Origin of the sequence: Shewanella sp. (genome assembly GCF_047975355.1) — a bacterium.
In the GTDB taxonomy this organism is placed as follows: domain Bacteria; phylum Pseudomonadota; class Gammaproteobacteria; order Enterobacterales; family Shewanellaceae; genus Shewanella.
The window spans coordinates 36,360-51,737 of sequence record NZ_JBKEDJ010000069.1; the positions used below are offsets into that span (position 1 = coordinate 36,360).

Annotated in this window: 10 protein-coding genes; 4 read left to right on the forward strand and 6 right to left on the reverse strand. The window is 45.4% G+C overall.

The window, feature by feature from the left end:
• Positions 1-69 precede the first annotated feature (69 nt).
• On the forward strand, positions 70-2,601 hold the full coding sequence (locus ACK5NH_RS17100; RefSeq protein ID WP_416922009.1) for a hypothetical protein: 2,532 nt from the start codon (positions 70-72) through the stop codon (positions 2,599-2,601).
• 57 nt (positions 2,602-2,658) lie between these two features.
• Here ACK5NH_RS17100 and astB read toward each other — a convergent pair whose 3' ends face one another.
• Positions 2,659-3,993 carry an N-succinylarginine dihydrolase gene (astB, locus tag ACK5NH_RS17105; protein ID WP_416922011.1) on the reverse strand — a complete coding sequence of 445 codons (1,335 nt, stop codon included), beginning with the start codon at positions 3,991-3,993 and terminating at the stop codon, positions 2,659-2,661.
• A gap of 331 nt (positions 3,994-4,324) precedes the next feature.
• Between astB and topA the strand changes: the two genes are divergently transcribed.
• A complete protein-coding gene (gene topA, locus ACK5NH_RS17110) occupies positions 4,325-6,961 on the forward strand; it encodes a type I DNA topoisomerase (RefSeq protein ID WP_416922013.1) in 2,637 nt (878 codons plus the stop codon).
• A 201-nt stretch (positions 6,962-7,162) separates the two neighbouring features.
• On the opposite strand, the gene zomB is transcribed toward topA, so the two are convergent.
• Positions 7,163-7,942, reverse strand: a complete 780-nt coding sequence (gene zomB / locus ACK5NH_RS17115) for a flagellar motor control protein ZomB (protein WP_416922015.1) — start codon at positions 7,940-7,942, stop codon at positions 7,163-7,165.
• A 227-nt stretch (positions 7,943-8,169) separates the two neighbouring features.
• Between zomB and cysB the strand changes: the two genes are divergently transcribed.
• Positions 8,170-9,144, forward strand: a complete 975-nt coding sequence (gene cysB, locus ACK5NH_RS17120; protein WP_011622367.1) for an HTH-type transcriptional regulator CysB — start codon at positions 8,170-8,172, stop codon at positions 9,142-9,144.
• Between the two features lie 79 nt (positions 9,145-9,223).
• Here the strand turns inward: cysB and ACK5NH_RS17125 are convergent, their stop codons facing one another.
• The 4 genes from ACK5NH_RS17125 to ACK5NH_RS17140 form a co-directional block, all read right to left on the reverse strand.
• Positions 9,224-9,886: a response regulator transcription factor gene (locus ACK5NH_RS17125; protein ID WP_416922017.1), complete on the reverse strand. Its 663-nt coding sequence runs from the start codon at positions 9,884-9,886 to the stop codon at positions 9,224-9,226.
• A 220-nt stretch (positions 9,887-10,106) separates the two neighbouring features.
• Positions 10,107-10,538 (reverse strand): acyl-CoA thioesterase, encoded by a 432-nt coding sequence (locus ACK5NH_RS17130; RefSeq protein ID WP_011622369.1) that lies wholly within the window; start codon positions 10,536-10,538, stop codon positions 10,107-10,109.
• Between the two features lie 150 nt (positions 10,539-10,688).
• The gene (locus ACK5NH_RS17135) at positions 10,689-11,753 is read right to left on the reverse strand and encodes a 3-deoxy-7-phosphoheptulonate synthase (protein WP_416922019.1); all 1,065 of its coding nucleotides are present in this window, start codon (positions 11,751-11,753) and stop codon (positions 10,689-10,691) included.
• Between the two features lie 181 nt (positions 11,754-11,934).
• Complete coding sequence (locus ACK5NH_RS17140; RefSeq protein ID WP_011622371.1) at positions 11,935-12,747, reverse strand: pyruvate, water dikinase regulatory protein; 813 nt, start codon at positions 12,745-12,747, stop codon at positions 11,935-11,937.
• Positions 12,748-12,871: 124 nt separating this feature from the next.
• Between ACK5NH_RS17140 and ppsA the strand changes: the two genes are divergently transcribed.
• Positions 12,872-15,241 (forward strand): phosphoenolpyruvate synthase, encoded by a 2,370-nt coding sequence (ppsA, locus tag ACK5NH_RS17145; RefSeq protein WP_416922022.1) that lies wholly within the window; start codon positions 12,872-12,874, stop codon positions 15,239-15,241.
• Positions 15,242-15,378: the final 137 nt, after the last annotated feature.

Here is a 15,378-nt window from a genome sequence, read left to right on the forward strand (position 1 = left end):
TGTAATGTTATCCTATAAGTTATAAGCGTCAATCTTAGTATTATCATCAGAGTAACAGGGAGCCTGACAATGAAGTCAGCGTATAAGGTTTTTCTCGCAGGATTATGTTCACTTTTCTTGGTCGCATGTGGCGGTGGAGGCAGTATCTCCGACGATGGCACTGGCACGACTCCACCCCCCAGTGTTATTACCGTTACTATGGGTATTTCAAATACTAATATATCCGCGAATGCACCTGCCGAAGTTACAGCTAAAGTGGTTGATTCAAAGGTTGGAGCACTAGCGGGTGAGTTAGTTACCTTTAGTTTGAGTAATTCAAGTATGGGGTCTTTTTTCCCAGCAGCGGCAACGGCATTAACAAATAGTGAAGGTGTAGCCTCTATTATTTTAAATACGGCCACTATTGCAGGTGCGGGCACTGTGAGTGCAAAGATTGATAGTGGTGAATTCGGTAAAATTGGTTTTGTGATGGCGGGTGACGGCGGCCAAGCTGGTGGCGGCGCACAAATCACTCTAAAACTGACAGACTCTTCTGGTAATGTGATTGATAGTATTACGTCGACAACACCAGGTATTTTAACTGCCACTGTCACGGGCTTATCAAAAGCCGCAATAGTGACTTTTGACACTTCTATCGGTGATCTTCCTGTAAAAACAGCCATTACAGACGCTAATGGTAAAGCGAGTGTTAATTTGTACGCAGGTAGTACTCCTGGCGCGGGGACTGCAAAAGCATCATTAAACACGGGAGAATTTGGTGAGCAAGTGTTTGTTGTAGGTGCAACCAATGTCCTAATGGGTAGTGGTTCACCTTTTGTGTCAGGTAAGGCTGACGTGAGTGCTACAACCTTATCAGCAGGTGGCACTGCAACCGTTTCTATTCTGCTGCAAGACAGTGACGGCAATCCATTTACTGAGCCCGTCGATGTTAAATTCGCGTCGACTTGTTCTAATAAGGCATCCCCAGAAGCTGTACTTAGCACCCCGGTCACCGCTGTTGGTGGACAAGCAACCAGTACCTATCTTGCGAAAGGCTGTGAAGGTGATGACAATATCACTGTTACTGCCGACGTAGGAGGCAAAAACTTATCAGCCACAGGTAAGATTAATGTAATACCTGCAAGTGTTGGAAGTATTGTTTTTGTCGATGCAACACCTGAAAATATTGGTATTAAAGGTACTGGAACCGCAGAATCCTCCACTTTGCGTTTTAGAGTGCTAGACACCAACGGCAATGCTGTGGCTAATAAAGCTGTAGACTTTAAGCTTAATAATGACTCCGCTGGATTGAGTTTAATTCCTGCAACCGCGACATCGAATAATCAAGGCTATGTTCAAACGGTGGTCAATTCTGGCACAGTGGCGACTACTGTACGAGTGACGGCAACAACGCTTGGCACAGATGGAACAAGTATTTCAAGTCAATCAAATGTATTAGTGGTTTCAACAGGTAAGCCGGATCAAGACAGTTTTTCCCTTTCAGCGTCGGTATTAAACGTTGAAGGTTGGAACTATGATGGTGCAAAAGTTACTATCACCGCTCGTTTAGCCGATGCCTTTAACAACCCTGTTCCAGATGGCACCGCTGTGGTGTTTACGGCTGAGGGTGGTTCAATAGAAAGTTCATGCCAAACCAAAGATGGTGTTTGTTCTGTTGTTTGGACTAGCCAACAGCCTCGTCCAGTTGGGGTTGATAGCAACGGACCTTTCTTCGACAGTACTGGTATTCGCGTCCGTGAACCCACTGCTTTCTTAAAGCAAGAAGTGAATCTTGCTGATGGAAGCTATTATGGGAATTATTACGGTCAGCCTTATGGCGGACGCGTGACTATCACAGCCACCGCCATTGGTGAAGAATCTTTCCCTGATCTTAATAGTAATAATATTCTTGATACTGCTACTGAATTTAATTTATTCGTTGGTAGTGCAACTAACTGTGGTCGTGATAACAGTGGTGACTGTTATGATTTAAGTGAAGCTTATGTTGATCATAACGAAGATGGCATCTATACACCTAAATATCTGACAGCAGGTACAACTGATACCTCTGGTGCGCGTGAAACCTTTACAGACTTTATTGATCCTGTGAATCCGACTGGGCAAGGCGAGTTTAACTTGGCGGATGGCGAGTACAGTGGCGTATTATGTGACGCTTCGGTTTCTGGCGTGAAATGCAGCCCGCAAGCATCAATCTCTGTACGACGTTCACTTGTACTCGTTATGTCCAGCAGTGAAGCTTATGCAACGACTCTCGGGAACGTTGTGATTGCTGATAACGTTGCAGGTAACAACCAAATTGATATTGGTATTAAAGGGACTGCATCTGTGATGTTCACTATTGCGGATATAAACAATCAGCAAATGCCTGCTGGTACTGTGGTTAATTTTAAAGCTTCAGGTGCAACTGTTACTAGTTCGGGCAGTTACACATGGCCAAGCACCAACTATAATGGTGGAAGACAGTTTGTTGTGAGCTTAAAAGGTGGAGATCAGGCGGATTCAGGTAATTTGATTGTGACCGTGACTACGCCTGGACTAAGTGATGTCGGACTCGAGGGGACAACCTCTGAAGTACTGAATATTCCTATTGTCGTTAAATAGGTTCTGAGTAAAAAATAAGGTGCCCTAGGCACCTTATTTTTTTACTTACAAATCATGTTAGCGTTGGAATGGATACACACTTCCTAATTTCATGATTTGGGTGAGTTCATCTAATGCTGTGCGAGATTCGATAACTAATTGCGGATCGGCTAAATCTTGCGTTGATAAGCGGTCGCGGTAGTGTTTATCAACCCAAGTGTTTAAACGCGTGAATAAAGCATCGTTAAGTAATGTGTGTTGATTGACGGCTGCAACTTCCCGTTCATTCATTGCAACGCGCAACCGTAAGCAGGCGGGACCTCCGCCGTTTTGCATACTTTGCTTCACATCGAAATACAGCACTTGTTTGATTGGTGTATTGAACGTGAGTAGTTCATTTAAATAAGCATAAACAGCGGGATTCTCTTGGCAGTCAGTAGGGGCAATAATGGCCATTTCACCCGACGGCAGTGTGATTATCTGGGTATTGAACAAATAACTCTTCACCGCATCGTTAATTGCCACTTTGGCCGTTGGAACTTCGATGAAGAATAATTCGGTATCGAGTTTTCGTCTAATTTCATCCAATTTAGTCTGTGTATTTAAGAATGCCTGCTCATGGTAAAACAGCACATTTTGGTTACCCACAGCAATCACATCGTTGTGGAATACCCCTTGATCGATTACATCGGGATTTTGTTGAATAAAGACACAGTTATCTTCTTCGAGTTGATGCAATCTCGCTATCGCCATCGAAGCTTCTAGGGTTTGTCTCGCGGGATATTTTTGTGGTTTAGGCGCCTCAGGATTGGTGGCCTCATGGCCGTAAACAAATAGCTCGACCCCAGCGTGACCATATTCTTGGCACAGTCGAGTATGGTTGGCCGCGCCTTCATCACCGAAGCTATTATGTTCAGGTAAATGATTATGATGATGAAAATAGTGGGGATCGTTGAAAGTTGCTGTTAAGATGCGCCCCGTTGTGATGGGCTCGATGCTGCGATGCAACTTATCGACCAAGTTTGCAGGCGTAAAATGCAGTTTACCGTCACGGGTGTCGGCACTGGGTGACACGGTTGCGGCATTTGCCGTCCACATACTTGAAGCACTGCAACAGGCATTAAGCAGCGCAGGCGCGGTTTTGGCTGCTTGTTGTAAAACTTGGGTATCACTGCCAGAAAAACCAATTCGGCGCAGTGTATTAAGATCTGGGCGCTCTTGTGGCGCTAACATGCCTTGGATCATCCCTAAATCAGCGAGTGCTTTGGCTTTTTGCAAACCTTGTTTAGCGGCGGCTTTAGGATTTGAGACTAAAGCGGCGTTGTTGAGTGAGGCCACATTGCCAAAAGACAAACCGGCATAGTTGTGGGTTGGCCCAACGAGTCCGTCGAAATTCGCTTCAAAGTGCTTCATTGCTTATCCTTGTGATAGGGAAGGTTATTATTTATTCAAATGGTCCCTGAAGCGACCCAGTATACTGAAGGTTTTTGTGGGCACAAGCGCACGGTTTTGTGCTCAAAGCGACTTTTTCGCGATAAATGCATAACTATTTCTTGCTTGCTGGCAAATAATGAAATATTAGTTTTTAATTACGCAATATTATTTTTTTACATTTTTTCAACTTTGATTAAAAAGTGACTCGCTGGTACGTATAAAAGAGGGATTAGCTTGAAACTCTCAGTGCAACCCTCTATATATGGAGCCAATTTCCACCTTCTTGAGATTTTTTGGCGCAAATCAAACTATGGGTAAATCGCTAGTTATTGTCGAATCACCGGCCAAAGCTAAGACCATTAATAAATATCTTGGCAAAGAATTCATCGTTAAATCGAGCGTGGGTCATATCCGTGATCTACCAACATCTTCTACATCTGATGGCACTGAAAAAGTGAAATCCGCCGCAGACGTGAAGAAGATGTCGCCAGAAGAAAAGGCGCGATACAAAAAGGTGAAAGAACATCAAGCGCTGGTATCGCGTATGGGCGTTAACCCTGAAAAGGGCTGGGCGGCTAAATATCAAATCCTGCCGGGTAAAGAGAAAGTCGTTAAAGAGCTACAAGCTTTAGCCGATTCTGCTGACCAAATTTATCTCGCAACGGACTTAGACCGTGAAGGGGAGGCCATCGCTTGGCATTTGCAAGAGGTGATTGGTGGCGATCCTTCACGGTATCAGCGCGTGGTATTTAACGAGATCACTAAATCTGCGATTCAAGAGGCCTTTAGCAAACCTTCTGCCCTCGACACAAATATGGTTAATGCCCAACAGGCACGACGCTTTTTAGACCGCGTTGTCGGCTTTATGGTGTCACCACTTTTGTGGAAGAAGGTTGCCCGCGGTTTATCGGCTGGACGAGTACAGTCTGTGGCAGTGCGCCTTGTGGTTGAACGTGAAAGCGAAATCAAAGCCTTCGTTCCAGAAGAGTTTTGGGATGTGCATGCCGAGCTTAATACCCCAGCCCGCGAAGCGCTGCGCATGGAAGTGGTTAAGTATTTAGACTCAGCATTTGAGCCAACCAATGAGCAGCAAGCCTTAGCCGCGGTTCAAGCCTTATCTTCAGCCAGCTTTAAAGTGATTGCCCGTGAAGATAAAGCAACTCAGAGTAAACCTTCGGCTCCCTTTATTACCTCCACCCTGCAGCAAGCGGCCAGTACTCGCTTAGGTTTTGGGGTGAAGAAAACCATGATGATGGCCCAGCGTTTGTACGAAGCGGGTCACATCACTTATATGCGTACCGACTCGACAAATTTAAGCCAAGAAGCTTTAGACAGTGTGCGTGAGATGATTGGTAAGGAATACGGCGCCAAGTATTTACCTACCGAGCCTATCCGCTACGGTTCTAAGGAAGGCGCACAAGAGGCGCACGAAGCGATTCGTCCTTCAAATGTGAACGTCGAAGCTGCGGCTTTAACGGATATGGAACGTGATGCACAGCGCCTTTATGAGTTGATCTGGCGCCAGTTTGTCTCCTGTCAGATGACTCCTGCCCAATACGATGCGACTAAACTCACGGTAAAAGCGGGCGACTACGAACTGAAAGCAACTGGACGTATCCTACGTTTTGACGGTTGGACCCGCGTTCAAACCGCTCTGAAAAAGAAAAACGAAGAAGATAATACGCTACCCGCGGTGAACGAAGGCGACGTATTATCCCTTGTTGAGCTAGAGCCGAAACAGCACTTTACCAAGCCGCCAGCCAGATACAGCGAAGCGTCATTGGTTAAAGAATTAGAGAAGCGTGGGATCGGACGTCCATCAACCTATGCCACCATTATTTCGACCATTCAAGAACGGGGTTACGTTAAAGTTGAAAACCGCCGATTCTATGCTGAGAAAATGGGCGAAATCGTCAGCGAGCGCCTCGTTGGTAGTTTTGCAGAGCTGATGAGCTATGACTTTACCGCCAGTATGGAACAGACTCTCGACGATGTTGCCAAAGGTGAGCTGGATTGGAAAAAAGTCCTCGATGGCTTCTATACCGATTTCACTAGGCAATTAGAGAAGGCTGAGTTAGCGCCAGAAGAAGGCGGTATGCGCCTTAATCAAATGGTGATGACCAATATCAAGTGTCCGACTTGCGGCCGCCCAATGGGGATCCGTACTGGCACAACGGGGGTATTCCTCGGTTGTTCGGGTTACGAGCTGCCACCGAAAGAGCGCTGCAAAACCACCATGAACTTAACGCCAGGCATTGAAGCGATAAGCGACAGTGAAGATGCCGAAACCGATGCACTGCGTGCTAAGCACCGCTGCGGGATTTGCGGCACGGCGATGGACAGTTATCTTATCGACGAAAAACGCAAGCTGCATGTTTGTGGTAATAACCCTATCTGTGAGGGTTATGAGGTCGAAGAAGGTCAATTTAAGATCAAAGGTTACGAAGGCCCATTAATTGAATGTGACCGCTGTGGTCATGATATGGAACTGAAAAACGGTCGTTTTGGTAAGTATTTCGGTTGTACTAATGCGGAATGTAAGAATACCCGTAAGTTACTGAAAAACGGCGAAGCGGCACCACCAAAAGAAGATCCTATCTATCTGCCAGAGTTGAAATGCAGTAAGTCTGATGCGCATTTTGTGCTGCGTGATGGCGCGGCGGGGATTTTCTTAGCGGCCAGTACTTTCCCTAAATCACGGGAAACCCGTGCGCCACTGGTTGAAGAGCTAGTTAAATACCGTGAACTATTATGGCCAAAGTACCAGTATCTTGCGGATGCACCTATCGCCGATGATGAGGGAAATAAAGCGGCGGTTAAGTTTAGCCGTAAGACCAAAGAGCAATATGTGGCGACAGAAGTTGATGGTAAAGCAACAGGGTGGTCGGCGCATTATGTGAATGGTAAATGGGTGACAGAATCGACGGCAAAGAAAGCCAAGAAATAGATCCTAGATAATCGTTCTATTCGCTGTGTATTTGCAAATGGGCTCATTTGAAGTGAGCCCATTTTGTTAGCTATAAGCTTAAACAGCAATTAAGATTGATAAGTATCAACGCTATTTAGGACTGATCACTCTAAGCATAAAAAAGCCAAGTCACAGACTTGGCTTTTTATTGATTAACTTAGTCAAAATACCACCGCAATATCACCATTTCTTCTTCGGTTGAAACAGCATATCGATATCATCTTCTTCGTTTTTGGGTTTCGGTGCACTCGGTGCCGAGAGTTTTTGTGCGCCCATAATCTCATCTAACAGCATTTTGGCTTCATCGACCTTACGGGCAATAAAGGGGTCATTGGGCGTTTGCGCTTTAATGGCATGTAGGGTTGCTAAAGCTTTCGTAACCATTTGCTTAGATGAGCCATATTGCTTCATAAAGCTCGCGGCACGGGCACGAGACAGCATTGAATCGACATTAATCCGTAGTTGTAAACTGTCGATACGATTCTCTTCCTGGGCAAAAACATTTGGGTCGACTCGGCCTTTATTGTGCTCGGCACGCAAAATGGCCTTCAGCTTTTTAAGTGTTTGTACTAGAACTAAGATCTGTTTGTCATTATCCGGCAATCTAAAATTCTCGATGGGGGGCATCTGTGGCGTATTAGATTGCAAAGATTCGATTTGCGATTTGAGATCGGTAAGGCGACGTTGAAAATCCGATTGTTGCTGACTCGTACTTAATGTCGTGGCGATTTCTAACGCTTCTTGCACACGGCGGTAGAGCACTAAAACGATGTGAGTACTACAAGGTATCATCCCTGTATTGGACAATACGGTTTCAGTTTCATCAATAATTGCACGTTGACGAGCAAATTCAATGCGACGTTCAGCCTCAGCACGTTCTTTTTGTTGTTGTATAACGTTAATTCCGATAACAAGCAGTAAAAGTGCACCGATGAGGATCAGAACCAAGGTGAATGTCATAGCTGTTCCATTATTTATCTAATTAGGGTAATGCTACAATAAATCAATAAACTAGCATAGTTATCTTAGCCTAGGTTATCATTTCTGTCGTATGAAACTTAAGACTTGTGCTCTATATTCCTATTTGCTTTAATTTTTACTATATACTATAACGATTGATTATATCTGATACTGAGTTGTGCCATTTTCGCCAATCACTTTCAGCCTGTTTGAGACAAGGAAATAAGATGAAACTGCAACAGCTCAGGTATATTGCTGAGGTCGTCAAGCATAACCTTAACGTATCTGCCACAGCGGAAAATTTATATACCTCACAACCTGGGATCAGTAAGCAAGTTCGCATGTTGGAAGATGAGTTGGGTATTCAGATTTTTGGGCGTAGTGGTAAGCATCTGACCCATGTGACTCCTGCGGGTCAGCAGGTGATTAATATTGCCAACGACATCTTAGGCAAAGTCGAAAGCATTAAAAAAGTGTCCGAAGAATACACTAAACCCGACCAAGGTGAGCTGAATATTGCGACGACGGATACACAAGCACGTTACGCGTTACCTCATATTATTCGTCAATTCATCGACCGCTATCCTAAAGTCAATTTGCATATGCACCAAGGCACGCCATCGCAGATTAGCGAGCAAGCGGCTCGCGGGGATGCTGACTTTGCGATTGCCACCGAAGCGATGCATTTATACTCAGATTTAATCATGTTGCCTTGTTACCATTGGAATCGCTCGGTTGTGGTCCCCAAAGACCACCCATTAGCGACTCGTACCCATATCAGTATTGAAGATCTAGCCCGTTTTCCATTAGTCACTTATGTGTTTGGGTTCGATCGCGCATCGGAAATTGAAAAAGCCTTTAACCGAGCGAACCTCGAGCCACGGGTGGTCTTTAGTGCGACTAGCGCCGATGTGCTAAAAACCTATGTGCGTTTAGGATTAGGGGTTGGGGTGATAGCTTCAATGGCAATTGATCCTAATATCGATAAAGACCTAGTCGCCATCGATGCTGGCCATTTATTTGCTCACAGTACGACTAAGATTGGTTTTAGAAAGGGCAGTTTCTTACGTAGTTATATGTATGATTTTATTCAACACTTTGCGCCGCATTTAACCCGTGATGTGGTTGAAAAGGCGGTGGCGCTTCGCGATCAGCAACTAATTGATGAAATGTTTGCCGATAAAAATCTGCCGATGCGTTGATAAAACTCGTATTAAACACAATAAAAATGCCGCAATAGATGCGGCATTTTTTATGAGTAATGGATTGTGGATACTAGAATTAACTTAAATCGACTTTATCCATTTCAAGCTGGCCTAAGGCAATAACGGCTTGAGTACGATTTCGTACGCCCAGTTTTCTAAAAATAGCGGTGGCGTGGGCTTTGATGGTGGCCTCAGACACTCCTAAGTCATAGGCGATTTGCTTATTGAGTAAACCCTCTGCGAACATTTGCAACACTTTATATTGTTGCGGCGTGAGGTCCGAGAGTTTGCTGGCCATTTTATCCGTATCATCATCCTCAATCGGAATGATTTCAGCCCCTGCGGGTAGCCAAATATCTCCAAATAATACTGCGGTCAGCGCTTCTTTTAAGGTTTCCATCGATGCCGATTTAGGAATGAATCCACTGCCACCGTAGTGAATCGCACGGCTAATAGTATTGATATCCTCATGGGCTGAAATCACTACCACTGGCAGTTCAGGGTAGTGGGAGCGCAGATGGATAAGCGTCGAATAGCCGTGTGAGCCAGGCATCTGCAGATCCAGCAAAACCAAATCGTAACTCACAGCTTGTGAATCTAATACGGATTGCAAAGCATCGGCACTGTCAGCTTCATACCACTGGGTGTGTTCAAAGGCGCTACTGAGGGCTTGACGTAGTGCATTTCGAAACAATGGATGGTCATCGGCAATAATTATATTTAAGTTTTCTAGCTTCATGGCTTTGTTGGTTATGTTCGTGGCACGTGAAGATTAAACCCAATGTAACAGAAAAGTAATCGAGGATCCTATTGCTTTATGCAGTAAGATTGACAAAATTTTTATATGTTTCTGGTTGTTATACTTTTGTCTATCAAACGTGGACGAGAAATTCGCAAAAAAATAAGCCCCAAAACCAGCGTGTTTAAGGGCTAGAGTGCGTTATTGGGCTGCTTAAATCTTATTCAGCGGTCCACACCTGAGTTGGGTGGCGTTGTTCGTCAACCGCAACAAAGGTGAATACGCCGCGGATCGCATGCTCGCGGTGATCTTGATACATGTCTTCGACGAAAATGTTTACTTCGACCTTTAACGAGGTATTCCCTACATGGATCACTCGGGCGATAAGTTCAGCTAAAGTGCCGGCTGGAATAGGTTTTTTAAAGTCGATTCTGTCGGAGCTGACAGTTACTAAGGTTTTACGGCAAAAGCGAGTCGCCGCAATAAAGGCGGTTTCATCCATCCATGCTAACGCTTCGCCACCGAATAAGGTGTTGTGATGATTGGTGATAGACGGGAATACGGCCTTGATCACCCGCGCTTCGGATTGATTGATCCGCTGTTCGATGGCATCAGAAAAGGCAGGGCGGCTAGAGTCGAGCGAGTTTGGCATACGGCAACCTGAGGTTATGCATTTTTAAAGAGGCGCAATTATAGTGAGTTTTCAATTTGAATGGTAGAAAACGCCTATATCGTTAGGTGTTAAGACAGCAATAAAAGTAAAAAGGCTTCCAGTGGAAGCCTTTTGCTGTGGGTCATCGACTTATTTGCCGAGAAACTCACGTCTATCGCGAGAGGCTTTAGCCAAATCGCGCAGTAATTTCTCCGAGTCATCCCAATGCAGGCAAGCATCTGTGATGCTTTGGCCGTAATACAAAGGTTGACCCTCAACCACTTTTTGATTGCCTTCCTGTAAGAAACTTTCGGCCATCACCCCGGCAATTGCCGTGCTGCCCGCGCGCATTTGCGCCATGATATTGTCGGCAACGACTAATTGTTTTAGGTGATTTTTTTCGCTATTGCCATGGCTAAAATCAACCACCATACGCGGTGTTACATCGACAGACTCAAGTTTTAATCTAGCTTCTTCAATATCTTGCTCAAAGTAATTCGGCTTTTTTCCACCACGTAAAATGATATGTCCGTAAGGATTACCATGGGTGCGGTATACTGACATGGCGCCATCTTTATCCGGTGAATAGAAGATATGCGGCACTTTTGCTGCGCGCACCGCATCGACGGCGATATTAATATTGCCATCGGTACCGTTTTTAAAGCCAACGGGGCAAGAGAGCGCCGAGGCCATTTCGCGGTGGACTTGGCTTTCAGTAGTGCGGGCACCGATAGCGCCCCAGGTGATTAAGTCGGCAATATATTGACCGTTCACCATGTCTAAAAATTCGGTGGCAATCGGTAACTTCAGTTCAGTAATTTGCTGCAATAACTCGCGGGCAATACGTAATCCTTTATTCGGCTCGAAGCTGCCATCTAAATCAGGATCGGAGATTAACCCCTTCCAACCGACGATAGTGCGTGGCTTTTCAAAATACACGCGCATTAAAATGCAGAGATCGTCCTTTAACTCTTGATGCAATACGGCTAAACGGCGAGCGTAGTCGAGGGCGGCCTGAGTATCATGGATAGAGCAGGGGCCAATGATCACCAATAGGCGCTGGTCTTCGCCCATAATAATGGCTTCCACTTCACGACGTTGCTGAACGAGGTAATCGGCTGCATCTTGGGTTAAGGGGTACTCAGATGCCAGTTGTGCAGGTGAGATGACTTTAGCTAATAGGGAAGTGCGTAATTCGTCTGTTTTAATGGTCATTCAAAATACCGAGCTTGCGTGCGGCGCTTTTCGCCAGATTGCCTCGGATTATAACGAATCGAACAGCATTGCACAGTGCCAATTGTGTTAATTGTCGGCAACTGTGCAATGAATTTGATTTAAGTTAGACCTATTTAGCCTAAATCGAGGGGCTCGATTGCCTCGTTCGAAATCATCAAGATTAGAACATATGACGCTCTAAACCTGTCACATCTAAAATCTTAGTGGCGATTTCTTCAACCGAGTGATTAGTGGTGTCAATATAAGGAATACGTTCACGTTTGAACATCATCTCGACTTCTTTGACCTCTAAGCGACACTGTTTTAAGGAAGAGTAGCGGCTGTTTTCCATCCGGCTTTGGCGGATTTCATGTAAGCGCACTGGATCGATGGTTAAACCAAACAATTTCTTCTTATTACGCTTTAAGGCTTCGGGCAGTTTAAGGTTATCCATATCGTCTTCGGTGAACGGATAGTTGGCCGCTTTAATACCAAACTGCATCGATAAATAGAGGCTAGACGGGGTTTTACCACAGCGAGATACACCAAGCAGGATCAAATCCGCTTGATCCATATGTTTCATGGTTTGGCCATCATCATTATCCATCGCAAAATTGATGGCATCGATACGGGCTTCGTAGCCGTGATTGGCTTTTCCGTGGGTGCGATGTAACACCGGAGAGGCACTCACGCCTAAATGTTGTTCAAGTGGTGCAACGAAGGTATTTAAAAAATCGTAATCGAGACCTTCACTCGAATAAATAATGTCCCGAATTTCAGGTTTGACGATGGAATGGAACACTAACGGCCGTTCACCTGTTGTAATAAAACAATCATTAATTTGTCGTTTAACGTTTTCAGCTTTTGCCAATGTTTCAACAAACGGAATTGTAAGTGACTCAAATTCTAATGGAAATTGTGAGAGTACTGCATGCCCAAAAACCTCAGCTGTGATCGCTGTCCCGTCGGAGATGTAAAATACCTTTGGTGCCATACTGACCTCTTGTAGTAATAAAATTACAAATAAAATTATAGATTTACGCTGCTTCAGCGGGAGTGTAAAATGCCGCTGCCCTCGTGTGAAGGGGCCACTGAAATAAACTTGCGGAGATAGAACTGTGCAGCAATACGTACTCTGGTATCAGGAATTAGGCATGGGTGACGTCAACTTGGTTGGCGGTAAAAATGCTTCTCTTGGCGAGATGATCAGCAATCTAGCTAATGCCGGTGTTCAAGTACCTGGCGGATTTGCGACTACTTCTTATGCGTTCAATGAGTTCCTTGAACAAAGTGGAGTAAACCAGAAGATTTATGACATCCTAGCAACATTGGATGTAGATGATGTCAATGCACTGGCACAAGTAGGTGCACAGATCAGACAATGGGTTATCGATACCCCGTTCCAACCAGCTCTAGAGCAAGCGATTCGTGAAGCTTACGACAAACTTGCCGCTGAAACGAGCGATGCATCATTCGCGGTGCGTTCTTCCGCTACCGCAGAAGACATGCCAGATGCCTCTTTTGCTGGTCAGCAAGAAACCTTCTTAAACGTGAAAGGATTTGACTCAGTACTCGTAGCAATTAAGCACGTGTTCGCGTCACTCTTTAACGACCGTGCAATTTCATACCGTGTTCACCAAGGTTATGAGCACCACGGTGTTGCCCTGTCAGCCGGCGTACAACGCATGGTTCGTTCAGACAAAGCGGCATCAGGTGTTATGTTCACCATGGATACTGAATCAGGCAACAACGATGTGGTGTTTATCACTTCATCTTTCGGTCTGGGTGAAATGGTTGTTCAAGGTGCGGTAAACCCTGACGAATTCTATGTTCACAAACCTATCCTCTCTCAAGGCCATAAAGCCGTTGTTCGCCGTAATATCGGTAGCAAGCTCATCCAGATGGTGTATTCCGATGATGCTTCTCACGGCAAACAAGTGAAAATTGAAGACGTTACAACTGAAAAACGTCGTCAATTCTCAATCAACGACGCCGAAGTGATGGAATTGGCTAAACAAGCTATGGTTATCGAAAAACACTACGGTCGTCCAATGGACATCGAGTGGGCAAAAGACGGTAACGATGGCAAACTCTATATCGTTCAAGCGCGTCCAGAAACGGTTCGTAGCCGTGAAGACGTACAATTAATTGAACGTTACCACTTAAAGAGCCGTGGCGCGGTGATCTCTGAAGGTCGCGCTATCGGTCATAAAGTCGGTTCAGGTGTGGCTAAGGTATTAACTTCTATCGCGGATATGGATCAAATCCAACCAGGCGATGTGTTAGTGACCGACATGACTGACCCAGATTGGGAACCTATCATGAAGCGCGCGAGCGCCATCGTGACTAACCGTGGCGGTCGTACCTGTCACGCGGCAATTATTGCCCGTGAATTAGGCGTACCAGCTGTTGTAGGTTGTGGTGACGTGACTGACCGTATCAAGAATGGTCAGTTAGTGACTGTTTCTTGCGCCGAAGGTGACACAGGTTACATCTACGAAGGTAAGCAAGAGTTCGAAGTGGTGTCTAACCGCGTTGACGCTCTGCCTGCATTACCGATGAAAATCATGATGAACGTGGGTAACCCAGATCGCGCCTTTGACTTCGCTCGTTTACCAAACGAAGGTGTGGGTCTAGCGCGTTTAGAATTCATCATCAACCGCATGATCGGTATTCACCCGAAAGCGCTGCTTGAATTCAACCAACAAGACGCTGCGCTGCAGGAAGAAATCAACGAGATGATCGCAGGTTACGACTCTCCAGTTGAGTTCTACATTGCCCGCTTAGTCGAAGGTATCGCATCAATCGGTTCTGCTTTCTATCCGAAGAAAGTGATCGTGCGTATGTCAGACTTCAAGTCTAACGAATACGCGAACTTAGTAGGTGGTGACCGTTACGAGCCAGAGGAAGAAAACCCAATGTTGGGCTTCCGTGGTGCAAGCCGTTATATTTCCGAATCATTCCGCGATTGTTTCGCGTTAGAATGTGAAGCGATTAAGCGCGTGCGTAACGAAATGGGTCTGAAAAACGTTGAAGTGATGATCCCATTTGTCCGTACCGTGAAAGAAGCCGAGCAAGTGATTGAATTGCTGAAAGAGCAGGGCTTCGAGCGTGGTAAAGATGGTCTACGCGTCTTCATGATGTGTGAAGTACCGTCAAACTCTCTGTTAGCGGACCAATTCATTGAGCACTTCGTTGGTTTCTCTATCGGCTCAAACGACTTAACTCAGCTATCACTCGGTCTTGACCGTGACTCAGGCATCATCAGCCACCTGTTCGATGAGCGTAACGAAGCCGTTAAGATCCTACTGTCTATGGCCATTAAAGCGGCTAAGGCTAAGGGCGCTTACATCGGTATCTGTGGTCAAGGACCTTCAGATCACGCTGATTTCGCCGCCTGGTTAGTTGAACAAGGTATCGATACCGTATCGTTAAACCCTGATACAGTGATTGATACTTGGTTATATTTAGCCGAAGCGCACGGTTGATCTCGGTTGTAATTTTATAAAGGTGTTAAAAAAGCCGCTTTTTAGCGGCTTTTTTTTGTTTATAATGGGCCGCATAACAATAATTGACTGAAGCCGCTCATGTTACCTCTGTTATCACACCAACAAACTTTAGAACC